The organism is Aeromonas sp. R6-1, from assembly GCF_040908165.1.
In the GTDB taxonomy this organism is placed as follows: Bacteria; Pseudomonadota; Gammaproteobacteria; order Enterobacterales; family Aeromonadaceae; genus Aeromonas; species Aeromonas caviae.
Genome location: NZ_JBFODF010000005.1, coordinates 1 through 24,293 on the forward strand (window position 1 = coordinate 1; position 24,293 = coordinate 24,293).

Below are 24,293 nucleotides of genomic sequence, written 5' to 3' on the forward strand. Positions count from 1 at the left end.
CCCTTCGCAGGGGAGGGAGCAACAGGCCCCTCCCCCTTGTGAAGGGGGAGGCAGGGAGGGGGTCATCACATCCAATCGAGCCATTAGGAAGGAAACTCGGATGACCATTAAACTCGGCATCGTGATGGACCCCATCTCGGCCATCAACATCAAGAAGGACTCCAGCTTCGCCATGCTCGAAGAGGCGCAAAAGCGCGGCTACGAGCTGTTCTATCTGGAGATGAAGGATCTCTACATGGAGGCCGGTCGCGCCTTCGGTACCATGCGTCCGCTCACCGTCAAATATGACTATGCCGACTGGTACACGCTGGGCGAGGTGGTGGATCAGCCGCTCTCCAGCCTGGACGTGATCCTGATGCGCAAGGATCCCCCCTTCGACACCGAGTTCATCTACGCCACCTACATGCTGGAGCGAGCCGAGGATGAGGGTTGCCTCATCGTCAACAAGCCCCAGAGCCTGCGCGACGCTAACGAGAAGCTCTACACCGCCTGGTTTGCCGAGCACACCCCGACCACACTCGTCACTCGCAGAGCCGACAAGCTGCGGGCTTTCCACGCCAAGCACAAGGACGTCATCCTCAAGCCGCTGGACGGCATGGGCGGCGCCTCCATCTTCCGCATGAAGGAGGATGACGCCAACGTCGGCGTGATTATCGAGACGCTGACTGAACATGGCAGCCAGTACTGCATGGCGCAGACCTATCTGCCCGCCATCAAGGATGGCGACAAGCGGGTGCTGGTGGTGGACGGTGAGCCGGTACCTTACTGCCTGGCCCGCATTCCGGCCCAGGGTGAGACCCGTGGCAACCTGGCGGCCGGCGGCCGTGGTGAGGCGCGCCCCTTGAGTGACGCGGACTGGGCCATCGCCCGCGCGGTAGGCCCGACCCTGAAAGAGAAGGGGCTCATCTTCGTCGGCCTCGACATCATCGGCGATCGCCTGACCGAGATTAACGTCACCAGCCCTACCTGCATCCGCGAGATTGAGGCGGCCTTCGACGTCTCCATTACCGGCATGCTGATGGACGCCATCGAGCGCCGGCTGGGCCGCTGACCCCTTCCCCAGCGACCCGTTGCCGCAGCGAGGAAACACACACAAGGGGCCGTGAAGGCCCCTTTGACTGCCGGCAAAAAGCGGTTTTGCCCGCCGCCATCAACTGCCATAATCACCCCAAATACCTTTGCACGCTAAGAGATACATACGCTCCATGCAAACACTGCAAAATCACTTTCTGCTCGCCATGCCGAGCCTCACGGACGCCTATTTCCAGCGCTCCCTGGTCTATCTGTGCGAACACAGCAGCGAAGGCGCCATGGGACTGGTGGTCAACATTCCGGTTGACATGTCCCTGGACGCCATGCTGACCAAGCTCAACCTCAATCCCCCCGCCACCGCCGAGATGAAACAGCCGGTGTTGCAGGGGGGACCGGTGCACGGGGATCGCGGCTTTGTGCTGCACAGCTTCCGCCCGGGCTTCAACTCCACCCTGCAGGTGAGCGACGAGATGATGGTCACCACCTCCAAGGACATCCTGGAGACCCTGGGCACCGACGAGGCGCCGGACCACTGGCTGGTGGCGCTCGGTTACGCCGGCTGGAGTGCAGGCCAGCTCGAGCAGGAGCTGGTGGATGGCGCCTGGCTGGTGATCCCCCCCAATCCCAAGCTGGTCTTCGATACCCCCATCCACCTGCGCTGGCAGCAAGCCGCCGCGAGCATTGGGGTCAACCCCCTGCACCTCTCCAGCCAGGTGGGCCATAGCTGACACCCCGGACCTCCCCTCCGGGGGAGACGGCACGCTCTCCCCCCACGAGCAGGGGGAGACAGGGAGGGGGCTTCCCCCTTCATTTATCCATCCATTTCGAGGAGACCCCATGTCATCACGCAGCATCATGGGCTTTGACTACGGCACCAAGAGCATCGGTGTCGCCATCGGCCAGGAGCTCACGGGCAGCGCCCGCCCCCTTCGCTCCCTCAAGGCCAACGACGGCATCCCTAACTGGGACGAGATAGAGAAGCTGATCAAGGAGTGGCAACCGGATCTGCTGATCGTCGGTCTGCCCCTCAACATGGATGGCACGGACCAGGAGATCACGGTGCGAGCTCGCAAGTTCGGCAATCGCCTGCACGGTCGCTTCGGCAAGCCGGTGGAATTCAAGGACGAGCGGCTCACCACCACGGATGCCCGCGCCCGCCTGTTTGAACGTGGCGGCTACAAGGCGCTGGACAAGGGGAGCGTGGACGGCGTCTCCGCCCAGCTCATCGTCGAAGCCTGGATGGAAGAGCAGTACGACTAAACCGGGGTGCCTCCTCCCCCTTGCTTCTCTTTCGCCGCCCCGCTCTCCATGGGCCCGCCCCAGGCAAAACGCGTCATCCCCGCCGCGGCCAGGCCATAGAGCCGCCGGATCTCCCCCCGCAACCACATCACCTTGGCATCCTGATTGTGGCGCTTGTGCCACAGCAGGATGAAGGCGATCTCCAGCTGGGCATAGAGAGACTCTTCCAGCGGCAACGGCATGGGGATGAGGTCGGGGTGATGTCTGGCGGCATAGTCCGCGCAATATGAAGGCACCACGGCGATCAGCTCGTGGCTCTTTTGGGCGGCGATGTGCAGCGCCTGCTCGAAGCTCGCCACCATGATGGGCACCTGCCGCCTGTGGCCTTCGTCCTCCAGCAGCTCATCCAGTGCCCAGCTGTCGCTGGCCTCCCACACCACGCTCACCTGGGGGCAGGCCAGAAAGCGGGTCAGCGACCACGTCTGCCCGAGCAAGGGGTGATCCTTGCGCAGGAACACCACGGGACGATCGCAGAACAGCACCTCGTGATCGATGTAATAGGGCAGCCGGTTGACCCTGGCATGGGAGCGGCCGTGGGTCTCCCGGGCACAGAAGCCGAGATCCGCCTCCCCGTTGACGATGTCGTTGAGGGAGTGGTGATCCCAGCCCAGCATCCTGACCACGGAGTGGGGGTACTTCTGGTAGATGGTCGTGGGCAGCTCGCTCAGGAAGCTGATGCCAAAGGGGGACTCCATCACCAGACTGAAGCGGGCCCCCTCGGGGATCGCCTCGCTGTTGAGGGTGCTGATGCTCTCGGTGAGCTGGAACCAGGTCTTGAGCTCCTCCGCCAGGGTCAGGGAGAGATTGGTCGGCTGCAAACCCTGGCGCACGCGCACGAAGAGGGGATCCCCGAACCAGTCCCGCAGCTTGCCAAGCGCCTTGCTCACCGCCGACGGGGTGACACACAGCTTCTTGGCCGCCCCCGCCACGCTGCGCTCCTGCATCAGGTGCCTGAAGACCACCAGCAGGTTCAAATCGAGTTCACCCAGATTGCGCATCGCGTCTCTCCTATCCCCGAGCCCGTACTCGCCGTACCGCACGCCATGGTAGCAGCACCTTGACCACCAGGTAACCGAGCAGCGCCAGCAGGAGTGCCAGGATCAGCATCCAGAGCGCAGGCATCCCCAGATGGCCCATCCCCCAGATGAAGAGCCCGGACAACCCTATCTGCATAATGCAGAGCAGGGCACTGGCCGATGCCACCTGATCCCCGCACACATCCAGCGCCTCCCCCATCGCCACCCCGAACCCGCAGGAAAACCCGATGCAGACCAGGGCAAACCCCGCCAGCAGCCAGGACAGGCCGCCTTCGGGCCCGCTGCTGCACAACAGGGCGAGCAAAGCCAGCAGGTAGGCGAGGTGGGAGAGCGCCAGCACCCTTGCCTTGCCGAGCCAGCGCAGCAGCAAGGGGGTCAGGAAGGAAGCGGACATGCTCACCCCGGCCATCGCCATCATCAGCCGGGTGTACTGCTCGGGAGGCAGGCCGAACGTGGTCATCAGGACGAGGGGCGAGACGCTCACATAGACCAGGATGGCGGTCACGCTGGCGCTGGTCAGCAAGGCGCGCAGCATGAAGGGGGCCGTGCCCAGCAGGGCCAGCGGCGATGCCCCCGCAGGCTGGCGGGCGGGGCGGGTCTCCTTGAGCAGTCGCAGGTTGACCAGGGCACTGATGGCGGCCACCAGCGCCATGCCCACGAAGATGCCGCGCCACTCGAAGTGCGACAGGATGAGATAACCGAGTACGGGAGCCAGCACCGGAATGACGCAGATCACGCCGTTGATGAGGGAGAGGGCCATCGCGAGGCGCGCCTGGCTCAGCACATCCCGCAGCACGGTGAAGGTCATGATGTAGAGCGCTCCAGCGCCCACCCCTTGCCAGAAACGCCCCAGATAAAACTGTGCGATGCCGGTCGCCTCCGCCGCCACCAGGGAAGCGACCACGAAGATGAGAGCGCCCCCCAGCACCACGGGGCGCCTGCCATGGCGATCCGCCAGCATGCCCCCCGGCAGCACGGTAGCCGCCATGCCCAGCAGATAGATGGAAAAAGCGGTGTGGATCTGCGCCTCGCTCCCCTGCAGGGTTTGCGCAATGCGGGGGACGGCCACCAGATAGAGATCGATCCCGAGGGGATAGAGGATGATCATCAGAAAAGTACACAGCAGAAACATACCCATGAAGGCTCCATAGCAGCAGGTTTCACCATCACAGGTGCACTGTCAGCGAGATTGACAACTCAATCCTGCAAAAGCAGAGGAAGATTCCAGGCACTATAGAGCGGGCGGCCTGCCGGGGCCTAGTGACGAGATGGCACTCGGTGGATGCCAATCCGGACATCTCCCGCAGGAGAGGTCCGGACTGGCATGTTCATCGACCCGCCCCCTGCCAGGTCGCCCTATTACCTGGCCAGTTGCGTCAGGATGGCGTGAGCCGCCTTGATGCGTGCCTCATTGGGGTAGTTGCGATTGGCCAGCATGACGACGCCGATCCCTTTGGCCGGCACGAAGGCCACATAGGCCCCGAAGCCATTGGTCGAGCCGGTCTTGTTGAAGAGCACAGGGTGCCCTGCCGCAGCGGGCGCGGGCGCCGCCGGGTTCGCATTGTAAATCATCGCCGGGGAGTTGCCCGCCAGCAGCGTCTGCTCGCTGACGGGATAGGCGTAACGCTCCCAGCCCAGTCCCTGGGTCATCTCCCCCACCGCATACTGGCCCTGGTGAGTCAGATCGATGGCCTGCTGCATGGCCGCATTATCCACCCCGCTGATGTTCGCCTTCACAAAGCGCAGCAGATCCGCCGAGCTGGTCTTGATGCCGTAGGCCTCGTCCGCCAGCATGCCGGGAGTGACGCGGATCGGCTTGTCCTCCTTCGAGTAGCCGTAGGCGTAGTGCCCCATGGCCTGCTCGGGCACAGTGAGGTAGGTATGGTACAGGCCAAGCCCCGGCAGGATCGTCTGCTCCATCAGGCGATCGAACGGCTGCTTCATGCTGCTCGCCGCCAGATAGCCAAAGAGCCCGATGCTGGGGTTGGCGTACTGGCGATGGGAACCCGGCGAGTAGGCTGGGGTCCACTGGCGGTAGTAGGCCTGCATCTTCTCGAGCGAATCCACCTCCTCGGGGAATTGCAGCGGCAAGCCGCCCGCGCTGTAGGTAGCCAGCTCCCCCATGGTGATGTTGTCAAAGGCGGATCCCTTGAGCCAGGGGGCGAACAGACTCGCCTTGTCATCGAGCTCGAAGCCCCCCTGCACCACGGCGTAGGCCCCCAGCGTCGCGGTCAGGGTCTTGCTCACGGAGCCTATCTCGAACAGGGTCTGCTCGCTGACACCGACCGCGCGCTCCCGATCGGCCACACCGTAGTTGAAATAGTGGGCCTTGCCATCCTTGAGCACGGCCACCGCCATGCCCGGGATCCTGTGCTCCTTGAGCAGCGGCCGGATGCTGGCATCCACCACGGGGCGCAGGGGATCGGTCGCCGCCTTGTCACCGGCATGAGCCAGACCGGCCCACATCAGGGTGGCCAGAGCGCCCCACAGGATGGATTGTCGTTGTTGCATTGCATGTCTCCTGACTGTCGTTAGCAAGGTATCGCCATGGCGGCGAGTGATGAGCCCAGCATAGTCCCGCGAGGTGTGCTGCCGATGAGGCTCTGTGAAGTCTGTGTGAAGCCACCCCCTCTTTTTACCCATGAAAAAGGGGAGCCATGGCTCCCCTTCAATCACCTTGCAACACGGGCTTATTTCTTGCCCGGGTTGTCCCAGATCCCCTCTTCCAGCTGACTGCGCAGCTCGGGGTACTTGTTGGCATCGAAGGTGGGGACGCGCCCCAGCTTGAGCTGGTCGTTGTAGTCCTTGGCCAGCTTGATGGCGACGCCGGAGAGCAGCAGGATGGCCACCAGGTTGACGATGGCCATCAGCCCCATGGAGACATCCGCCAGAGCCCACACGGTCGGCAGCTCGCCCACGGAGCCGAACATCACCATGCCCAGCACGAACATCCGGAACAGCATCAGGCCGCCCTTGTGGTTGTGCTCGAGGAACACCAGGTTGGTCTCCGCATAGGAGTAGTTCGCCACGATGGAGGTGAAGGCGAAGAAGAAGATGGCCGCTGCGATGAAGATGTTGCCACCGCCGCCCACCTGGGAGGAGAGCGCACGCTGGGTCAGCTCGACACCGGTCACACCGGAGCCCGGCTCGAACTGGCCGGACATCAGGATGATGGCGGCAGTACAGGTACAGATGACGATGGTATCGAGGAAGACACCCAGCATTTGCACATAACCCTGGGAGGCCGGGTGCGGCGGATAGGGGGTGGCGGTGGCGGCAGCATTGGGGGCAGAGCCCATGCCCGCCTCGTTGGAGAAGAGGCCGCGCTTGATGCCGTTGATCATCGCCTGGGAGATGGCATAGCCCATGGCGCCGGAACCCGCCTGCTCGATGCCGAACGCAGACTTGATGATCAGGGCCAGCACGCCGGGCAGCTCGCTGATGTTCATGGCCACCACGAACAGCGCCATCAGGATGTAGGCGAGCGCCATGAAGGGCACCACCAGCTCGGCGAAACGGGCGATGCCGCGGATGCCGCCGAAGATGATGAGGCCGGAGAGCACCACCAGGGCCAGACCGCTCACCCAGTCAGGGATGCCGAAGGCGACGTTCATGGCCAGGCTGATGGAGTTGGCCTGCACCGCGTTGAACACCAGACCGAAGGCCAGCAGCAGGCAGAGGGAGAAGACCACCCCCATCCAGCGCATGCCGAGGCCGCGTTCCATGTAGTAGGCGGGACCGCCCCGGTAGTTGCCATCCTCATCCTTGACCTTGTAGAGCTGGGCCAGGGTGCTTTCCACGAAGGCGGTGGCCATGCCGATGAAGGCGATCAGCCACATCCAGAAGACGGCGCCAGGGCCACCCAGATAGATGGCGACGGCCACACCGGCCAGATTGCCCGTCCCGACGCGAGCCGCCAGGCTGGTACACAGAGCCTGGAAGGAGGAGATGCCGGCGCTGTCGGATTTGCGACTGTTGCGCAGGACCGAGAACATGTGGCCGAAGTGGCGGATCTGGATAAAGCCCAGGCGGAAGGTAAAGAAGATACCGACCCCGATCAGCAGGTAAATGAGCACGGCTCCCCACATCAGGTCGTTAATCATTGCAATCAAGGTGTCCATAATTCTCTCGTTGTTATCACATCCATGGCCAGTCTGCGCTGACCGCTCTCTGTCAATTTCCGAACCAGCATTGCGCCGAAGGGGCGGAATCTAGCATAGGGAGGGAATTCAGAATAGTGACAGGGCTCACTGGGGAGACAAAAAACGAGCAATTTGATGCAAAAAAGCTTCATTTAGCACGCAATAAATCAACAAAAATTGATGCGCTACCCAGCGCCCTTACAAATTAGAGCCAATAGAGAACCATTTTACAACTCATCCCATGGGGGTAAAAACCGCTGAGTGAAACGACATCAGGGAGACAAGCGTTTGCCTCTCATGCCTCATCGGCAAGGGGTTGTAACGCAAAACGTTTTACACGTAATTAAATTTCAAGTAGCTGACAGAACTATTTATGTGACCTACCGCACAAAATCATGAATCCACCAAAATAATTGCGCTTTTCCATGTCGGAGCCAGCCGCCACACCATGAATAAAACTCGTTTTTTATCAAACACTTTCACTCGACAGTCGGTACCGCTTTCACCACCTGGCTGATTCGCATACAAGCCCCCCTATTGCAGGATGCGCCACATCCGTATTAATTAGGCAGGCAATGACGATGGGGCCTGCCCATCGCCCCTTTCTGAGCCTGAGCCGCCGGGATCTTGTAATTTAATTTCAGAACTGCCGTCTCATGCCCGCCACCCTGGGATTGCTCCCTCATAAAGAGATGATATTTGCCATGGCCGATAAATTGACCCAGCTGAAAGCCCTGACCACAGTGGTTGCCGATACCGGCGACATCGAAGCCATCAAGCGCTACCAGCCCATCGATGCCACCACCAACCCCTCTCTGGTACTCAAGGCCTCCGAGATCCCCGAGTACGCAGCCCTGATCCAGGACGCCATTGCCTGGGCCAAATCCCAGAGCCAGGACAAGGCACAGCAAATCATCGACGCGGGCGACAAGCTGGCGGTCAACATCGGCCTCGAAGTGCTGAAAATCGTCCCGGGCCGCATCTCCACCGAAGTGGACGCCCGCCTCTCCTTCGACACCGACGCCAGCATCGCCAAGGCCCGCAAGCTGATCCGCCTCTACAACGAAGCCGGTATCAGCAATGATCGCATCCTGATCAAGCTGGCCTCCACCTGGGAAGGGATCCGTGCCGCCGAGGTGCTGGAGAAAGAGGGTATCCAGTGTAACCTGACCCTGCTGTTCTCCTTCGCCCAGGCTCGTGCCTGTGCCGAAGCCGGCGCCTTCCTCATCTCCCCCTTCGTGGGCCGCATCCTCGACTGGTACAAGGCCAAGAACGGCCGTGACTACACCGCCAGTGAAGATCCGGGCGTGGTCTCCGTCACCGCCATCTACAACTACTACAAGCAGCACGACTACCCGACCGTGGTCATGGGCGCGAGCTTCCGCAACACTGGCGAAATCCTGGAACTGGCCGGCTGCGACCGCCTGACCATTGGCCCCGCTTTGCTGGAAGAGCTGAGCAAGGCCGAAGGCACCGTGGTGCGCAAGCTGGACTACACCGGCGAGCGCACAGCCAAACCGGCCCCGATGACCGAAGCGCAGTTCCGCTGGGAGCTGAACCAGGACGCCATGGCCGTCGAGAAACTGGGGGAAGGCATCCGCCTGTTCGCCATCGACCAGGGCAAGCTGGAAACCATGCTGGCAAGCCACCTGTAAGGCCGCTCGCCACACGGCTCTCACAGAGCGAAGTGGCCCCGCAAAAACCGGGCTCCCGAAAGGGCAGCCCGGTTTTTTTGTGCCTGTTTCCGGTTGTCACAACTTCGTCATAAAAACGTTTTATTTTCAAAGGCGTCGTGTTATACGGATGGTGAAAACCATAAAACCAAGGAGGGAGCCATGGACATGTTCAACTTCGATTTTGACGAGGTCGTTGAGCTGGGTTCACGTAGCCGCGGGACAACGGGAAAAAAACGCAAATGGCGTGAGATTGAGGCGCTTAAAGACAAGCACCGCCTGCAAAAGGAGCTGCAGGCCATCGACATCGCCTATGAAGGATCGGACGACCTGGAGCTCTGATACGCCCACGTCGCCCATGTTTCACTCCAACGAGTGGAGCCATAAAAACAGCGCCCCGGATTGACCGGGGCGCTGTTTTTATGGGTGAACCTCCTGTCAGGCTGCAGGCAGCGAGAGCTGTTTGGCCAGCGCCTGGAAGTGCTGGCTCACCTCCGCCCCGAACAGGGGATCATTGATGGCCAGGTTCTGCCAGAGCTGTTCGAGATGACGCCAGTCATCCTCGGTCAGGGAGTCGCGCAGATGGGGGAAGATGACCCCTTCCTCATAGTTCATGTGCGCCTCCTGCTGCTCGATGAACTGCTCCAGACGGGCCACGAACTGATCCAGCGGGATGACCGCGTCCATCAGGATCATCTCCACCATCTCCTTGAGCTCGGTCCCTGCATCCAGCAGACGGGCGTGCTCCTCGTGCAGCCGGTTGGCCACCTCCCCCTCCACCACCCTGTATTTCAGGTAGTAGTCATAAATCATGTCTTCCTTCGGGTGGTGGTACTTGTCGGATACCTCGCGCAGATAATCCACCACATCCCGCAGCAGGAAGTAGCTCACCGGCTGCTCATTGCGAATGGCCGCCAGCTTTTGCTTGAGCAGCGTCAGCAACCGGGTGATGTTGAGGTGGTCCTTATGCAGACTGGATAACATGGGCACTCCTTGCACTGAAATGAGAAAACGTCTGTCTCGAGTATACGGTCATTTATTGCCTGAACTTTGCACTCAATCAAGTCGGATGCAGACAGCGGCTGCACCAGCCTCTCACCACAGAGGGCCCAGGGGAGACCATTTCCCCTGTGTATTTACGGCGTCAGGCCGCCGGATCGGCGCAGACCGAGAGCCAGTCGATGGGACTGCGTCCCTGCTGGACCAGCAGGCGATTGGCCTCGGAGAAGTGGCCGCAACCGATGAAACCGCGATGGGCAGAGAGCGGGCTGGGATGGGGGGCGCTCAGCACATGGTGGCGCGCCCGGTCGATGAAGCGCCCTTTCTTCTGGGCATGAGCGCCCCACAGCAGGAAGACGACGCCCTGGCAATGGGCATTGATCCGCTCGATGACCCGATCGGTAAAGGTCTCCCACCCCAGGTGGGCGTGAGAGTGCGCCATGCCCGCCTGTACCGTCAGCACCGTATTGAGCAGCAGCACTCCCTGTCTGGCCCAGGACTCCAGAAAGCCGTGATGGGGTGTGACAAAACCCGGCAGATCCCGCTGCATCTCCTTGTAGATGTTGACGAGGGACGGCGGCGTGCGCACTCCGGGCAAGACGGAGAAGCAGAGACCGTGCGCCTGGTCCGGTCCGTGATAGGGATCCTGCCCCAGGATCACCACCTTGACGTCATCCAGCTCGGTCAGTTTGAAGGCATTGAATACCTCGGTCGCCGGGGGATAGATCACCTTGCCCGCCTCCCGCTCGGCCCTGACGGTGGCCAGGGTGTCCATGAAATACGCCTGCTCTTTCTCCGAACCAATCACATCTTTCCAGGTCAGCACACCCGTCTCCTCTCGTTGCGAATCCACTCCTTCCATCCTGGCTGTCATGCCAGCCTCTCCCTCTCCCCACTCCCCGCCTTCTGTCCAGCTTGGCACCGCTATCTCCTCGGTCAATAGAGCAAGGGGCTCAGGATAGGGTCCTCGCCCCCAAGACGCAACCGCATGGAGGTCAGGCTAAGCCTTGCCAGCCTGGGAAGTGGCGGCGGCGTTCACGGGCAATGACCGGTGCTGCGTCGACACAGGAATAACAGGGCGTCCTCGGACAAGCTTCATGAGCAGGCCGGTTTTCGCTGACGCCAGAAATAAACCACAAAGGTGTAGTTAAATTACTAGATATGAATAATGAAAAATGCATAATTCATATATCTTACAAAAACAGAAAAATGATCTGTTTTTGATTCAACTCAATGATTTAATCCCTTTCAATGCACACAAAATGGGGTTTTATTGATTTGGATCAATTTTTGTAATATTACCGTCGTGGTATATATGGCCCCAACGAAGTAAAGGTGTAAGGCAAGGCCCCGTTAAATCATTCCTTCCAAGAGGTGGTTTAAAAACATCAGGGTAATGTGCTTACCGTTGAATCCGCTTTCCTATGAGGAGTCATACCATGATCAAGGGCATCCAAATCACCCAGTCCGCCAACGCCGCTCTGCTGAACTCTTTCTGGCTGCTGGACGAAGAGAAACAACAGGCTCGCTGCATCTGCGCCAAAGGCGACAGCTTTGCCGCCGATCAGGAAGTCAGCCTCTCCGACCTGGGTCAATTCGAATACCGTGAACTGCCGGTTCAGCAAGAGCCTGTGGTCGAAGGGGGTCAGCACCTGAACGTCAACGTACTGCGCCGAGAAACCCTGGAAGACGCCATCGCCAACCCGGAAAAATACCCGCAGCTCACCATCCGCGTCTCCGGTTACGCCGTGCGTTTCAACGCCCTGACCCCGGAGCAGCAGCGTGATGTGGTCACCCGCACCTTCACCCAGAGCCTGTAAGGCACCCTGCGTAAAGAGATAAAAAAACGGCCCCCTCGGGCCGTTTTTCATGGGTGATGATCACCGCCGGAACCTGGGTCAGCTTCGCAGGTCCACCGGCCTTGCCACCACGGGTTTCGCCAGGGCGTCCTGCATGGTGGCCTCGTCGAGCTGATCGCAGTAACGGGCCACCACCAGGGTCGCCACCCCGTTGCCGATGAGGTTGGTCAGGGCGCGCGCCTCCGACATGAAGCGATCAATCCCGAGGATCAGCGCCAGCCCGGCCAGCGGCAGATGCCCTACCGCCGAGATGGTGGCTGCCAGCACGATGAAGCCACTCCCCGTGACTCCGGCCGCCCCCTTGGAGGAGATAAGCAGCACCACCAGCAGGGTGAGCTGATGGAACAGGTCCAGCGGGGTGTTGGTCGCCTGGGCGATGAAGACGGCTGCCATGGTCAGATAGATGGAGGTGCCGTCCAGGTTGAATGAGTAACCGGTCGGGATCACCAGACCCACCACCGATTTCTTGCAGCCCAGTGCCTCCATTTTCACCAGCATGCGCGGCAATACGGATTCCGACGAGGATGTTCCGAGCACGATCAACAGCTCTTCCCGGATATAGGCAATAAAGCGCACAATGCTGAAGCCATTGGCTTTGGCGATACTGCCGAGCACCAGAAAAATAAACAGCAGACAGGTCAGATAGAAGCTAGCAATTAATTGCCCCAGCTGAACCAAAGAGCCAATACCGTATTTCCCTATGGTGAATGCCATGGCACCAAATGCCCCGATCGGCGCCAGTTTCATGATCATGTTGATGATGCCGAAAATAACCTGGGAGAAACCATCGATGATATTGAAGATGGGTTTTCCCTTCTCCCCGATATGATGCAGGGAAAATCCGAACAGGACGGCAAACAGCAACACCTGGAGTATATTGCCGCCGGCAAAGGCACCGATGACGCTAGCCGGTATCACATCCAGCAGGAAGGGAATTATCCCCTGGGACTGGGCCTGATCCGCATAGACGGAGATGGCGCTGGCGTCGAGTGAGGAGGGATCCACGTTCATACCGACCCCCGGCTGCAGCACGTTGACCACGCACAGACCGATGATCAGGGCCAGGGTGCTCACCACTTCAAAATAGATCAGCGCAATGGCACCGGTTTTGCCCACCGCCTTCATGCTTTCCATGCCGGCAATGCCGGTGACCACGGTACAGAAAATGACGGGGGCGATGATCATCTTGATTAATTTAACGAAGCCATCACCAAGGGGTTTCATATCTGCGCCCAGACTCGGATAGACATGTCCCAGACATATTCCGATGGTGATTGCCAATATCACCTGAAAATAGAGGCTACTGACAATTTTCTTGTGCATGCTCAACGTCCTGTTAATAAGTGTGACTCCACTGACAGCAAATAACGCATGCAGCAGTCTGCGGCGAGAAATAGGGTTATCTCACCCGCTTCATACCTTTTTGCCATCCTGACGGTCGCTACTTTTGCATGTCATAAAAAGCAAATAAGAGACATCAATCACACAATATATTTAACATCATTAACACCACGGAAACATGGTCGCAATGGACGCCAAAGAGCACCAAATGAAAATGACGGAAATAAAAATGCCCCGCATGGCGGGGCATTTTTGATAGTAAAAATCGCGATCAGGCGGAGGTATCGAGGGGCTCGAAGCCCTTGACGAGATCGTCGATGGCCTTCATCTGCTTGAGGAAGCCTTCCAGCTTCTCCAGCGGCAGAGCGCTCGGGCCGTCGCAGCGGGCAATTTTCGGATCCGGGTGGGATTCGATAAAGAGACCGGCGAGGCCCACCGCCATGCCGGCACGGGCCAGCTCGGTCACCTGCTCGCGGCGACCGCCGGAGGCCGCTCCCAGGGGATCACGGCACTGCAGGGAGTGGGTGACGTCAAAGATGACCGGATAGCCGCCGGTGCTCTTCTTCATGACGCCCAGGCCCAGCATGTCCACCACCAGGTTGTCATAGCCGAAGTTGGCACCGCGCTCGCAGAGGATCAGGCGATCGTTGCCACACTCCTCGAACTTGTCGGTGATGTTCTTCATCTGGCTTGGGCTCAGGAATTGCGGCTTCTTGATGTTGATGACGTTGCCGGTGCGGGCCATGGCCTCCACCAGATCGGTCTGGCGCGCCAGGAAGGCGGGCAGCTGGATGACGTCGACCACCTCGGCGACCGGTTTGGCCTGATGGGGCTCATGCAGATCGGAGATCACCGGCATGCCGAAGGTCGCTTTCAGCTCCTGGAAGATCTTCATCCCCTCTTCCAGACCCGGGCCGCGATAGGAGTGGATGGAGGAGCGGTTGGCCTTGTCCCAGCTCGCCTTGAACACGAACGGGATGCCGAGCTTGCTGGTCACTTCCACGTACTTCTCGCACACCGCCATCGCCATGTCGCGGGATTCCAGCACGTTCATGCCGCCGAACAGCACGAAAGGTTTGTCGTTGGCGACGTCGATCTGGTTGACCTTGATATTCTTCTGTTCCATCTCAGGGATCCTTAATGGAGGGGTTTGGGACTGAGGTCCAGGGTGGCCAGCTGGGTTTTCAGCACATCGGCCACGGGATCATCAGGGCATTGTTCAATAAAGTATTCGAAATCGTCGGCGGCAAAGCGCGGGCAATCGAGTTGCTCATAGATGAAGCCCCGATCCCGCATCTCCAGCGGATCGCCGGGCTTCATGCGCAGCAGCAGCTCGCTGCAGCGCAACGCCTCCGTCATGCGCTCCTCGCGCAGCAGGGCGCCCTTGCTGACATTGAGCAAGCGCTCGATGATCTCCCACTGCCCCGATGGCTGCAGATGATCATCGCTCAGACTCGCCAGGTTGCCGAGGGCACCGCGCAGCAGCAGTTCGATGCGGTGCCGGCTCAGTTCATCACCGTTGAAGGGGTCCACATAGACCTCCCCGTCCAGACCGGCAAAACTCAGGAGGAAATGGCCGGGGAAGCAGATCCCCTCCACATCCAGACCTATCTTGCGACCCAGCTGGATGAGGAGGATGCCGAGACTGACCGGGATCCCCTTGCGCCTTGCCAGCACCTGGTCCAGATCGCAGTTGGCGGACGAGAAGTAATCCTGCCAGTCGCCACGAAAGCCCAGGGTCTGGTAGAAACCCTGCAACAGCTGACGGCGCACCTCGTCGCAGTCTCCCTCGGCAATCGTCTCGTCCAGCCAGGCATCGAGGAGGGCAAGCTCGGCCTCTCCCGTGCCGCCATGGCCCCGGATCTCGTCGCTCACCGACAGCGCCAGCTCGGCCAGATCGTGAGCCTCGAAGTCGGTCCACTCATCCACACGTATCATCGTCATCCTTCCTAGCCGAACAGGCTGGCCTGCTTTTGCACCGCAAGCTTGGCGATAAAGAAGATCCACCCCAGTGCGCCCAGGAAGGCAAACCAGCGGATGCCGTTGCTGCGGGCCAGACGCAGCGCCATCATGGCCAGAAACGCCACCACCAGGATGGATGTCAGCTTCTCGGCCAGCCAGGGGATGGCGTTGTTGAGGGGGTTGAGACCCAGCACCATGCAGAGCAGCACACCGGAGAGCACCACCAGGCCGTTGAGCCAACCGCTGATCTTGAGGGTGCGGGCGCCCCCTGCCAGCGCGGAGCCGGTCTGCAACCAGTAAAAGCGCAGGATAAACATCAGCACGGCCCCGGCAATCAGGGTGAGGTGCAGATGCTTGAGAACAACATACATAAGATTTCCTTGAACAGGGGCAGACCGGGCCGCCCGTCATATCACTGAGCCAGGCGCCCCAGGGTCACCCGCTCGTTATCGCCGTAATCGCGCACGGTTTCCACCTGGACGTAGCCTTGTTGCAGCAGGAGTTGACGCACCGCCTCCCCCTGATCCCAGCCGTGTTCCAGCAACAGCCAGCCACCTGGCACCAGATGGGCGGGCGCCTGGGTGACGATGAGGCGGATATCCGCCAGCCCCTGCTCCTCCGCCACCAGGGCGGAGCGCGGCTCGAAGCGCACGTCCCCCTCGTGAAGATGGGGATCCGTCCCGTCGATGTAAGGCGGGTTGGAGACGATCATCGCAAAGCGCGGTGCATCCGAGAGCGGCGCAAACCAGCTGCCGTCGCGCACCTCGATGGGCAACCCCAGGGCGGCGCTGTTGGTGCGGGCCAACGCGGCCGCGGCCGGCATCCTGTCCACCGCCCATACATCGGCATCCGGTCGCTCAGACTTGAGCGCAAGGGCGATGGCACCGGTGCCCGTGCCCAGATCCAGCAGGGCGCAGGGGCCGCCCGGCAGGCGGGCCAGCGCCTGTTCCACCAGCACCTCGGTATCGGGGCGCGGGATCAGGGTGGCCGGGCTCACTTTCAGCGGCAGCGACCAGAACTCCCGCTCGCCGATGAGGTGGGCAATGGGCTCACCATTGAGGCGACGGGCAAGCCAGCCCGCCAGGGTCGCCTGCTGGGCGGCATCGAGCTCGTGCTCCGGCCAGGTCATCAGATAGCTGCGCCGGCAATCCAGCAGATGACAGAGCAGGGCATCGGCGTCGGCACGGGGGGATTCCCCGGAGGCCAGGGTCGCCATGATATGGGCGCGGGCCTGCTGGATCTGCATCAGTTGCTCTCGGCCAGGGAGGCGAGCTGATCCGCCTGATACTCCTGCACCAGGGGGGTGATCACGCAGTCCAGATCCCCTTCCAGGATGTCGCCCAGACGATAGAGGGTGAGGTTGATCCGGTGCTCGGAGAGACGCCCCTGGGGATAGTTGTAGGTGCGGATGCGCTCGGAGCGATCCCCGGATCCCACCAGGTTGCGGCGGGTACTCTGCTCGGCGGCGCGGTGGCGTTCGTCCTCGGCCGCCTGCAGGCGAGCGGAGAGCACCGACATCGCCTTGGCGCGGTTCTTGTGCTGGGAGCGCTCGTCCTGGCACTCCACCACCAGCCCGGTGGGCAGGTGGGTGATGCGGATGGCAGAGTCGGTCTTGTTGACGTGCTGGCCGCCGGCACCGGAAGCGCGGAAGGTGTCGATCTTCAGCTCGGAGGGGTTGATCTCCACCTGCTCGGCTTCCGGCACTTCCGGCAGCACGGCCACGGTACAGGCGGAGGTGTGCACCCGGCCCTGGGATTCGGTCTCGGGGACTCGCTGCACCCGGTGGCCGCCGGACTCGAACTTGAGGCGGCCGTAGACGTGCTCGCCGTCCACCTTGGCGATCACCTCCTTGTAGCCGCCGTGTTCGCCGTCATTGCAGCTGACGATGGAGACACGCCACCCCTGACGCTCGGCGTAGCGGGAGTACATGCGGAACAGATCCCCCGCGAAAATGGCCGCCTCGTCGCCACCGGCACCGGCACGGATCTCCAGATAGCAGTTGTTGTCATCCTTGGGGTCGCGCGGCAACAGCATCACCTGAAGCGCCTGCTCCTGCTCCTCGAAGGTCGCCTTGGCGAGCGGCAGTTCCTCCTGCGCCATCTCCCGCAGCTCGGCATCCTCTTCCTCCAGCATCAGCCGGGTGGTGTCGAGGTTCTCTTCGGCCTGGCGGAAACGCTGGAAGGCGTGAACGATATCTTCCAGCTGGGCGTATTCCCGGGTCAGGGCGCGGTATCTGTCCTGATCCGAGGCGACCCCGGGCTCCCCGAGCAGGGCCTGTACTTCTTCATGGCGCTCGATGAGGCCTTCCAGCTTTCTGATCAATGAGGGGTTCATGACTCTTGGATTCTCGATGGAGGACGGGACGGCAAAGGGCCGTCCCAACACTATGATTCTTGTGACAATCCCAGCACCTGACGCAGTTGGGCCAGCTTGTGGCTGTCCCCCTGGGCGGCGGCCTGGCGCAGGGCCTGGGTCGGTGCGTGGATCAGCTTGTTGGTGAGGCGATGGGCCATGGCCTTGAGCGCCTGCTCGGCATTTTCACCCTGTTGCAGGGCCAGCAGGGCCCGCTGCAACTCTTCGTCGGCGACCTGCTGTGACTGATGGCGATAATCGCGAATGAGATCCACCGAGTGCTGGCTGCGATACCAGCCCATGAACTCGTCGCGCTCTTCCTGCACGATGAGTTCCGCCTCGGCGGCCGCCCGCTTGCGGGTCTCCAGGTTCTGCTCGATGATGCCCTGCAGATCGTCCACCGTGTAGAGATAGGCATCGGAGAGCTCGTCCACCTCGGCTTCGATGTCGCGGGGCACGGCGATGTCCACCAGGAACATGGGCTTGAAGCGACGCGCCTTGAGCGCCCGCTCCACCATGCCCTTGCCGATGATGGGCAGGGGGCTTGCCGTGGAGCTGATGACGATGTCCGCCTCGTGCAGGTAGTCCGGGATCTCCTCCAGAGTCATTACCTGGGCACCGAACTCCTCTGCCAGCAACTGGGCCCGTTGCAGGGTCCGGTTCGCCACCATCATCCGGGTCACGCTCTGCTCGCGCAGGTGGCGGGCCACCAGTTCGATGGTTTCGCCGGCGCCCACCAGCAGCACCTTGGTCTGGGAGAGATCGGAGAAGATACGGCGGGCCAGGCTCACGGCGGCAAAGGCCACCGACACCGCGCTGGCGCCGATCTCGGTGTCAGTGCGCACCCGTTTGGCCACCGAGAAGGATTTCTGGAACAGGCGCTCCAGGGATCCTTTCACCGCATCCGCCTGCTGGGCGTGGGCGTAGGATTGCTTGATCTGCCCCAGGATCTGCGGCTCCCCGAGCACCAGGGAGTCGAGGCCGCAGGCCACCCGCATCAGGTGTCGCACCGCTTCCTCGTCCTGGTGCCGGTAGATGGCGGAGAGCACCTCGCTCGCCTCCAGCGCGTGGAACCGCTGCAACCAGTTCAGCACCTGCTCCCCCTGCCCCTGCTCCAGGCTGCAATAGAGCTCGGTGCGGTTGCAGGTGGAGACGATCACCGCCTCGCTGACGCCAGGCTGCTCCACCAGTTCACGCAGGGCGCGATCGATGCGGTCCGGGCCAAAGGCGACCCGCTCCCGCAAGGCGACACTGGCGGTGTTGTGGTTGATTCCGAGGGCAAACAGACTCATGGGTGGGTGATGATCGTTTCATGCACAGGGTGTAGAGGCCGACAATTGTACGAGAAAGGGTAAGTCTTTAAAAGCAATACGGCCGCCCCTTATACTGTCGCAAACCTCATCTGCGGAGCTCCACCTTGTTGTTGCGTATCTTCTCCCTCGCCTGCCTGCTGGTGCTGGCGGGCTGTACCACCACCCAACCCCAGCGGGATCAGGTCAACTGGCAGCAGGAGCGCGCCCGCCTCGAACGCCTCACACACTGGCAGTTGTCGGGCAAAATGGCCATCATCACCGCCCGCCAGAAGGGCAGCGCTCGCCTCAACTGGCAGCAAAACGGCGACGACTATCGCCTCAACCTCACCAGCCTCATCGGCACCCATATTCTGGAACTCTCCCGCACCGGCGGCGAGGTGACTCTGCTCGACAACGACGGAAAACAGCACCAGAGCCAGGATGCCGAGCTCCTGGTCTATCAGCTCACCGGCTGGCACATTCCGGTGGCCGGGCTGCCTGAGTGGATCAAGGGATTGCCGGGGCAGGCCGAATTCGAGCTCAACCCCGATGCCAGCCTCGCCAGCGTGCGCGACGGCCAGTGGCAGATCGTCTACGGGGACTATCGGGATCAGGACGGCTATCGCCTGCCCCACCTGCTCACCATGACCGGGCAGGAGAGCCGTCTCAAGCTGCAGATCAACGAGTGGACCCTGGCACCATGATGCACGACCAGGCGCCGATCCGCTGGCCCGCCCCGGCCAAGCTCAACCTCTTCCTGCACGTCAACGGCCGCCGCCCCGATGGCTACCACGAACTGCAGACCCTCTTCATCTTTCTCAACCACGGCGACTGGCTCGAATTCGAGCCGATCCCCGGCAGCGACCAGCTCACCTTGAGCCCGGCCATTCCCGGCGTGCCCGATGAACAAAACCTCATCATCCGGGCTGCGCGACTGTTGCAGAACCGGTTGGCCAGTCCGCAGGGAGCCCATATCCGGCTGGAGAAGGTACTGCCCATGGGCGGTGGTATCGGGGGCGGCTCTTCGGACGCGGCCACCACCCTCGTGGCCTTGAACCACCTCTGGCAAGCCGGCTTGAGTGAAGACGAGCTGGCCGAGCTCGGCGTGCAGTTGGGCGCCGACGTGCCGGTGTTCGTGCGGGGCAAGGCCGCCTTCGCCGAAGGCGTGGGGGAGCGGTTGCAACAGATCGAGGTGCCGGATGCCTGGTACCTGGTACTCAAGCCGGATTGCCATGTGGCCACCGCCGCCGTGTTCCAGGATCCCGACCTGCCCCGCAACACCCCCAAGATGACCCTGGACAATCTGCTGGTAGGAGAGTGGAAAAACGATTGCGAACTGCTGGTGAAAAAGCGCCACCCCGAGGTTGCCAATGCGCTCGGCTGGTTGCTAGAATACGCGCCGTCAAGAATGACGGGCACTGGCGCCTGCGTCTTTGCTCGATTTGAAGACGAAATGGCTGCTCGGAAGGTGTTGGCAAGAGTGCCGGAAGGCTGGGATGGGTTTGTCGCCAAGGGCGAGAACATATCACCACTCTTCGTCACTTTGCAACAAGTGAGTGATTGGGGTATCGCCAAGCGGTAAGGCAGCGGGTTTTGATCTCGCCATTCCTAGGTTCGAATCCTAGTACCCCAGCCAACTCTCTCCTTGTTGAGGCCGCATCGGGAGGTGTTGACCTCGTCGATGTGTCTTGGGCCAATCTGACGCGATGGCGCTCAAGGTGGATTCCCGTCCACCCACCCTGCGGGTGATGAGACGCCATCCTCGACATCGCCCAGAGACCTTGTCCGTCATCTTGCTAAATCGTTTGCCCCCAAACGATACGGGTCTAAAATCAGACTCCCCACATACTGGATGCAACCCCGAGGTTTCAAACCGTGCCTGACATGAAGCTGTTTGCTGGTAACGCAACGCCGGAACTAGCCCAGAAGATCGCAGATCGCCTGTTTATCAAACTCGGCAATGCTGCCGTAGGTCGCTTTAGCGACGGCGAGATCAGCGTACAGATCAACGAGAATGTACGCGGTGGCGATATCTTCATCATTCAATCCACCTGTGCCCCGACCAACGACAATTTGATGGAATTGATCGTCATGGTGGATGCACTGCGTCGTGCTTCAGCTGGCCGTATCACTGCCGTTATCCCCTACTTTGGTTATGCCCGTCAGGACCGCCGCGTCCGCTCCGCCCGTGTGCCCATCACCGCCAAGGTCGTCGCCGACTTCCTCTCCAGCGTAGGTGTGGACCGTGTGCTGACCGTTGACCTGCATGCCGAGCAGATCCAGGGCTTCTTCGACGTCCCCGTCGACAACGTGTTCGGCAGCCCGGTGCTGCTGGAAGACATGAAGGCCAAGAACCTCGAATCCCCCGTGGTCGTGTCACCGGACATCGGCGGCGTAGTCCGTGCCCGTGCCATCGCCAAGCTGCTGGACGACACCGACATCGCCATCATCGACAAGCGTCGTCCCCGTCCGAACGTCTCCCAAGTCATGCACCTGATCGGCGACGTAGCCGGTCGTGACTGCGTCATCGTCGACGACATGATCGACACCGGCGGCACCCTGTGCAAAGCGGCCGAAGCGCTGAAAGAGCGTGGTGCCAAGCGCGTGTTCGCCTATGCGACCCACCCTGTCTTCTCCGGCACCGCCGTTGAAAACATCAAGAATTCGGTCATCGACGAGCTGATCATCACCGACTCCATCCCGCTCACCCCGGAGATGAAGGCAGTCGGCAAGGTCAAGCAGCTGACCCTCTCCTCCGTGCTGGCCGAAGCGATTCGCCGCATCAGCAACGAAGAGTCCATCTCTGCCATGTTCGAGCATTGATAGACCCTGTCGTGACAAAAACCGCCGAATGGCGGTTTTTGTTTTTTTGGGTGCCTGGCGCCAACCGCCAACCTTCACTCGGCAAGAGACGAAAACCTCGGACGAGCCACCCCACCCGAGCCCTTCTGTCCGGCTTTTCCCCGACCTTGCCGCACTTTGGTTGAGTGATCGCCACTCGGCGGCTAGAATATTGCGTCCCATTGCCCCGGGTCATCCGCCCATGGCAAGTAGCGAGTGAAGACATCAAGCGTGACAAGTCAAATCAAACTGATTGTCGGGCTGGGTAATCCCGGCCCCGAATATGCCAAGACCCGCCACAATGCGGGCGCCTGGTATGTGGAGCAACTGGCACGCTGGCACAATGTCAGCCTGCGCGAAGAGCCCAAGTTCTTCGGCCACACCGCCCGCATCCTGGTGGACGGGCAGGATGTGCGGCTGCTCATCCCGAACACCTACATGAACCTCTCCGGCAAGGCCGTGGCGGCGCTCGCGCGCTTCTACCAGATCGCCCCGGAAGAGATCCTGGTGGCCCACGACGAGCTGGACCTGCCTCCCGGCATCGCCAAGTTCAAGCAAGGGGGCGGTCACGGCGGCCATAACGGCCTCAAGGACATCATCGCTAGAATGGGCAACAACAATAACTTCTTCCGGCTGCGCCTTGGCATCGGCCATCCGGGCGCCAAGGAGCTGGTCGCCGGCTTCGTGCTGACCAAGGCGCCCAGCAGTGAGCAGAGTCTGATCGAGGCCGCGCTGGACGAGTCCCTGCGCGCCACCGACATCCTGTTCAAGCAGGACATGACCAAGGCCATGAATCGCCTGCACAGTTTCAAGGCCGAGAAAGTCTAGGCCTTCAGCCTGCATGGCCAGGCAGTTCAAGATGACCGGCCCCTGGCGAGATCCTTCGCCTCGGGGTCAAGCAACACGACACGGGCCGCCCGCGCGGCCCCTTGAAGCATCCACCAACAAGGTAACAATCCATGGGTTTTAAATGCGGTATCGTGGGCCTGCCCAATGTAGGCAAATCCACCCTGTTCAATGCGCTGACCAAGGCCGGCATCGAAGCCGCCAACTTCCCGTTCTGCACCATTGAGCCGAACACGGGTGTGGTCCCCATGCCGGATCCCCGCCTCGACCAGCTGGCGGCCATCATCAATCCGCAGCGTGTCGTGCCGACCACCATGGAATTCGTGGACATCGCCGGCCTGGTGGCCGGTGCCTCCAAGGGCGAAGGCCTTGGCAACCAGTTCCTCGCCAACATCCGTGAAACCGAAGCCATCGGTCACGTGGTGCGCTGCTTCGAGGACGAGAACATCGTCCACGTGGCGGGCAAGGTCTCCCCGGCCGACGACATCGAGGTGATCAACACCGAGCTGGCCCTCTCCGACCTGGATGCCTGCGAGCGCGCCATCAATCGCCAGTCCAAGCGTGCCAAGGGCGGCGACAAGGATGCCAAGCTGGAAGTGGAAGTGCTGGAGAAGATCAAGGTTGCCCTGGAAAACGGCCAGATGATCCGCGGCATGAAGCTGGACAAGGATGAGCTGGACGCCGTCAGCCACCTCAACTTCCTGACCCTCAAACCCACCATGTACATCGCCAACGTGGCGGAAGATGGCTTCGAGAACAACCCCTACCTGGATCAGGTCCGTGAGATAGCCGCCGCCGAAAACGCCGTTGTTGTGGTCGTCTGCTGCGCCATCGAGGCGGACATCGCCGAGCTGGACGACGAAGACCGCGCCGAGTTCATGGCGGATCTGGGCATCGAGGAGCCGGGCCTGAACCGGGTGATCCGTTCCGGATACGAGCTGCTCAAGTTGCAGACCTACTTCACCGCCGGTGTGAAAGAAGTGCGCGCCTGGACCATTCCGGTAGGCGCCACCGCCCCGCAGGCCGCTGGCAAGATCCACACCGACTTCGAAAAAGGCTTTATTCGCGCCCAGACCATCGCCTTCGACGACTTTATCACCTACAAGGGTGAGCAAGGCGCCAAGGAAGCAGGCAAGATGCGCGCGGAAGGGAAAGACTACATCGTCAAGGATGGCGATATCATGAACTTCCTGTTCAACGTCTAACCCCATGAGAGGCCAGCATTTGCTGGCCTCTTTTTTATCTGGCCAGAGGCGCGATCTGGGTGCGAATGTCGTAAAAAAAACCAGATTGTTGGGCTTTTGCACGACAGCGGCCAATAACTCGCCAAACGCACCCAAATTCGTTTTTTCAAACAAAAAAAGGGTTGACGCCCCAGAGCCAGATACGCATAATTCCGGCCGCACAGTGACGAGGCAACGACTCACTGGAAGCACGGTTGGCTATGTAGCTCAGTTGGTTAGAGCATCGCACTCATAATGCGGGGGTCACAGGTTCGAATCCCGTCATAGCCACCATCTCTAGTTGGGGTATCGCCAAGCGGTAAGGCAGCGGGTTTTGATCTCGCCATCCCTAGGTTCGAATCCTAGTACCCCAGCCATTTTTTGAATGATGTTTG

24 protein-coding genes and 3 tRNA genes are annotated in these 24,293 nt (G+C 61.0%); 14 read left to right on the top strand and 13 right to left on the bottom strand.

Annotated features, from left to right (window positions below; translation table 11 throughout):
* Positions 1-100 precede the first annotated feature (100 nt).
* The 3 genes from gshB to ruvX all read left to right on the top strand — a co-directional run bounded on the left by gshB (position 101) and on the right by ruvX (position 2,292).
* The gene (gene gshB / locus AB5Y68_RS01085; protein ID WP_039040142.1) at positions 101-1,051 is read left to right on the top strand and encodes a glutathione synthase; all 951 of its coding nucleotides are present in this window, start codon (positions 101-103) and stop codon (positions 1,049-1,051) included.
* 154 nt (positions 1,052-1,205) lie between these two features.
* Positions 1,206-1,760, top strand: coding sequence for a YqgE/AlgH family protein (locus AB5Y68_RS01090; protein WP_010673864.1), 555 nt, complete (start codon positions 1,206-1,208; stop codon positions 1,758-1,760).
* 109 nt (positions 1,761-1,869) lie between these two features.
* Positions 1,870-2,292 carry a Holliday junction resolvase RuvX gene (ruvX, locus tag AB5Y68_RS01095; RefSeq protein WP_010673863.1) on the top strand — a complete coding sequence of 141 codons (423 nt, stop codon included), beginning with the start codon at positions 1,870-1,872 and terminating at the stop codon, positions 2,290-2,292.
* On the opposite strand, the gene yidZ is transcribed toward ruvX, so the two are convergent.
* The 4 genes from yidZ to AB5Y68_RS01115 form a co-directional block, all read right to left on the bottom strand.
* Positions 2,289-3,329: an HTH-type transcriptional regulator YidZ gene (yidZ, locus tag AB5Y68_RS01100; RefSeq protein ID WP_052258836.1), complete on the bottom strand. Its 1,041-nt coding sequence runs from the start codon at positions 3,327-3,329 to the stop codon at positions 2,289-2,291. The genes ruvX and yidZ overlap by 4 nt on opposite strands.
* A gap of 10 nt (positions 3,330-3,339) precedes the next feature.
* Positions 3,340-4,506 (bottom strand): MdtL family multidrug efflux MFS transporter, encoded by a 1,167-nt coding sequence (locus AB5Y68_RS01105; protein ID WP_039040141.1) that lies wholly within the window; start codon positions 4,504-4,506, stop codon positions 3,340-3,342.
* A gap of 221 nt (positions 4,507-4,727) precedes the next feature.
* Positions 4,728-5,879, bottom strand: a complete 1,152-nt coding sequence (gene blaMOX / locus AB5Y68_RS01110; RefSeq protein WP_039040140.1) for a CMY-1/MOX family class C beta-lactamase — start codon at positions 5,877-5,879, stop codon at positions 4,728-4,730.
* A 179-nt stretch (positions 5,880-6,058) separates the two neighbouring features.
* The gene (locus tag AB5Y68_RS01115; RefSeq protein WP_010673860.1) at positions 6,059-7,489 is read right to left on the bottom strand and encodes a sodium:alanine symporter family protein; all 1,431 of its coding nucleotides are present in this window, start codon (positions 7,487-7,489) and stop codon (positions 6,059-6,061) included.
* Between the two features lie 725 nt (positions 7,490-8,214).
* Here AB5Y68_RS01115 and tal point away from each other — a divergent pair.
* Both tal and AB5Y68_RS01125 read left to right on the top strand, forming a co-directional pair.
* Positions 8,215-9,165 carry a transaldolase gene (gene tal / locus AB5Y68_RS01120; RefSeq protein ID WP_039040155.1) on the top strand — a complete coding sequence of 317 codons (951 nt, stop codon included), beginning with the start codon at positions 8,215-8,217 and terminating at the stop codon, positions 9,163-9,165.
* A gap of 180 nt (positions 9,166-9,345) precedes the next feature.
* Positions 9,346-9,525 carry a DUF3545 family protein gene (locus AB5Y68_RS01125; protein WP_010673858.1) on the top strand — a complete coding sequence of 60 codons (180 nt, stop codon included), beginning with the start codon at positions 9,346-9,348 and terminating at the stop codon, positions 9,523-9,525.
* Positions 9,526-9,621: 96 nt separating this feature from the next.
* Here the strand turns inward: AB5Y68_RS01125 and AB5Y68_RS01130 are convergent, their stop codons facing one another.
* Both AB5Y68_RS01130 and ung read right to left on the bottom strand, forming a co-directional pair.
* Entirely contained in the window at positions 9,622-10,167 is a 546-nt protein-coding gene (locus AB5Y68_RS01130; protein ID WP_039039608.1) for a hemerythrin domain-containing protein, read from the bottom strand.
* Between the two features lie 160 nt (positions 10,168-10,327).
* Positions 10,328-11,008 carry a uracil-DNA glycosylase gene (gene ung / locus AB5Y68_RS01135; RefSeq protein ID WP_039039607.1) on the bottom strand — a complete coding sequence of 227 codons (681 nt, stop codon included), beginning with the start codon at positions 11,006-11,008 and terminating at the stop codon, positions 10,328-10,330.
* A 613-nt stretch (positions 11,009-11,621) separates the two neighbouring features.
* On the opposite strand from ung, the gene grcA reads away from it, so the two are divergent.
* On the top strand, positions 11,622-12,002 hold the full coding sequence (grcA, locus tag AB5Y68_RS01140; protein ID WP_010673855.1) for an autonomous glycyl radical cofactor GrcA: 381 nt from the start codon (positions 11,622-11,624) through the stop codon (positions 12,000-12,002).
* 78 nt (positions 12,003-12,080) lie between these two features.
* On the opposite strand, the gene AB5Y68_RS01145 is transcribed toward grcA, so the two are convergent.
* The 7 genes from AB5Y68_RS01145 to hemA form a co-directional block, all read right to left on the bottom strand.
* Positions 12,081-13,364: a dicarboxylate/amino acid:cation symporter gene (locus tag AB5Y68_RS01145; RefSeq protein WP_039039606.1), complete on the bottom strand. Its 1,284-nt coding sequence runs from the start codon at positions 13,362-13,364 to the stop codon at positions 12,081-12,083.
* A 289-nt stretch (positions 13,365-13,653) separates the two neighbouring features.
* Entirely contained in the window at positions 13,654-14,508 is an 855-nt protein-coding gene (gene kdsA / locus AB5Y68_RS01150) for a 3-deoxy-8-phosphooctulonate synthase (RefSeq protein ID WP_039039605.1), read from the bottom strand.
* Positions 14,509-14,519: 11 nt separating this feature from the next.
* Entirely contained in the window at positions 14,520-15,320 is an 801-nt protein-coding gene (locus tag AB5Y68_RS01155) for a SirB1 family protein (protein ID WP_039039604.1), read from the bottom strand.
* An 11-nt stretch (positions 15,321-15,331) separates the two neighbouring features.
* Positions 15,332-15,715, bottom strand: coding sequence for a SirB2 family protein (locus tag AB5Y68_RS01160; protein WP_039039603.1), 384 nt, complete (start codon positions 15,713-15,715; stop codon positions 15,332-15,334).
* A 41-nt stretch (positions 15,716-15,756) separates the two neighbouring features.
* On the bottom strand, positions 15,757-16,590 hold the full coding sequence (gene prmC / locus AB5Y68_RS01165; RefSeq protein ID WP_039039602.1) for a peptide chain release factor N(5)-glutamine methyltransferase: 834 nt from the start codon (positions 16,588-16,590) through the stop codon (positions 15,757-15,759).
* Complete coding sequence (prfA, locus tag AB5Y68_RS01170; RefSeq protein WP_039039601.1) at positions 16,590-17,678, bottom strand: peptide chain release factor 1; 1,089 nt, start codon at positions 17,676-17,678, stop codon at positions 16,590-16,592. Before prfA ends, prmC begins: the two co-directional genes overlap by 1 nt.
* Positions 17,679-17,728: 50 nt before the next feature.
* Positions 17,729-18,988 (bottom strand): glutamyl-tRNA reductase, encoded by a 1,260-nt coding sequence (hemA, locus tag AB5Y68_RS01175; protein WP_039039600.1) that lies wholly within the window; start codon positions 18,986-18,988, stop codon positions 17,729-17,731.
* A gap of 125 nt (positions 18,989-19,113) precedes the next feature.
* Here hemA and lolB point away from each other — a divergent pair, with 125 nt between their 5' ends.
* From lolB to AB5Y68_RS01215, 8 genes are all read left to right on the top strand, one after another.
* Positions 19,114-19,692 carry a lipoprotein insertase outer membrane protein LolB gene (gene lolB, locus AB5Y68_RS01180; RefSeq protein WP_039039599.1) on the top strand — a complete coding sequence of 193 codons (579 nt, stop codon included), beginning with the start codon at positions 19,114-19,116 and terminating at the stop codon, positions 19,690-19,692.
* On the top strand, positions 19,692-20,570 hold the full coding sequence (ispE, locus tag AB5Y68_RS01185; RefSeq protein ID WP_052258818.1) for a 4-(cytidine 5'-diphospho)-2-C-methyl-D-erythritol kinase: 879 nt from the start codon (positions 19,692-19,694) through the stop codon (positions 20,568-20,570). The genes lolB and ispE overlap by 1 nt, the downstream gene beginning before the upstream one ends.
* A tRNA-Gln gene (locus AB5Y68_RS01190) sits at positions 20,550-20,624 on the top strand. The genes ispE and AB5Y68_RS01190 overlap by 21 nt, the downstream gene beginning before the upstream one ends.
* Positions 20,625-20,863: 239 nt before the next feature.
* Positions 20,864-21,811 (top strand): ribose-phosphate pyrophosphokinase, encoded by a 948-nt coding sequence (locus AB5Y68_RS01195; RefSeq protein WP_010673845.1) that lies wholly within the window; start codon positions 20,864-20,866, stop codon positions 21,809-21,811.
* A gap of 249 nt (positions 21,812-22,060) precedes the next feature.
* On the top strand, positions 22,061-22,657 hold the full coding sequence (pth, locus tag AB5Y68_RS01200; RefSeq protein ID WP_039039597.1) for an aminoacyl-tRNA hydrolase: 597 nt from the start codon (positions 22,061-22,063) through the stop codon (positions 22,655-22,657).
* Between the two features lie 131 nt (positions 22,658-22,788).
* Entirely contained in the window at positions 22,789-23,880 is a 1,092-nt protein-coding gene (ychF, locus tag AB5Y68_RS01205; RefSeq protein ID WP_010673843.1) for a redox-regulated ATPase YchF, read from the top strand.
* Positions 23,881-24,115: 235 nt separating this feature from the next.
* Positions 24,116-24,192, top strand: a tRNA-Met gene (locus tag AB5Y68_RS01210).
* Positions 24,193-24,200: 8 nt separating this feature from the next.
* Positions 24,201-24,275, top strand: a tRNA-Gln gene (locus tag AB5Y68_RS01215).
* The last annotated feature ends 18 nt before the right edge of the window (positions 24,276-24,293 follow it).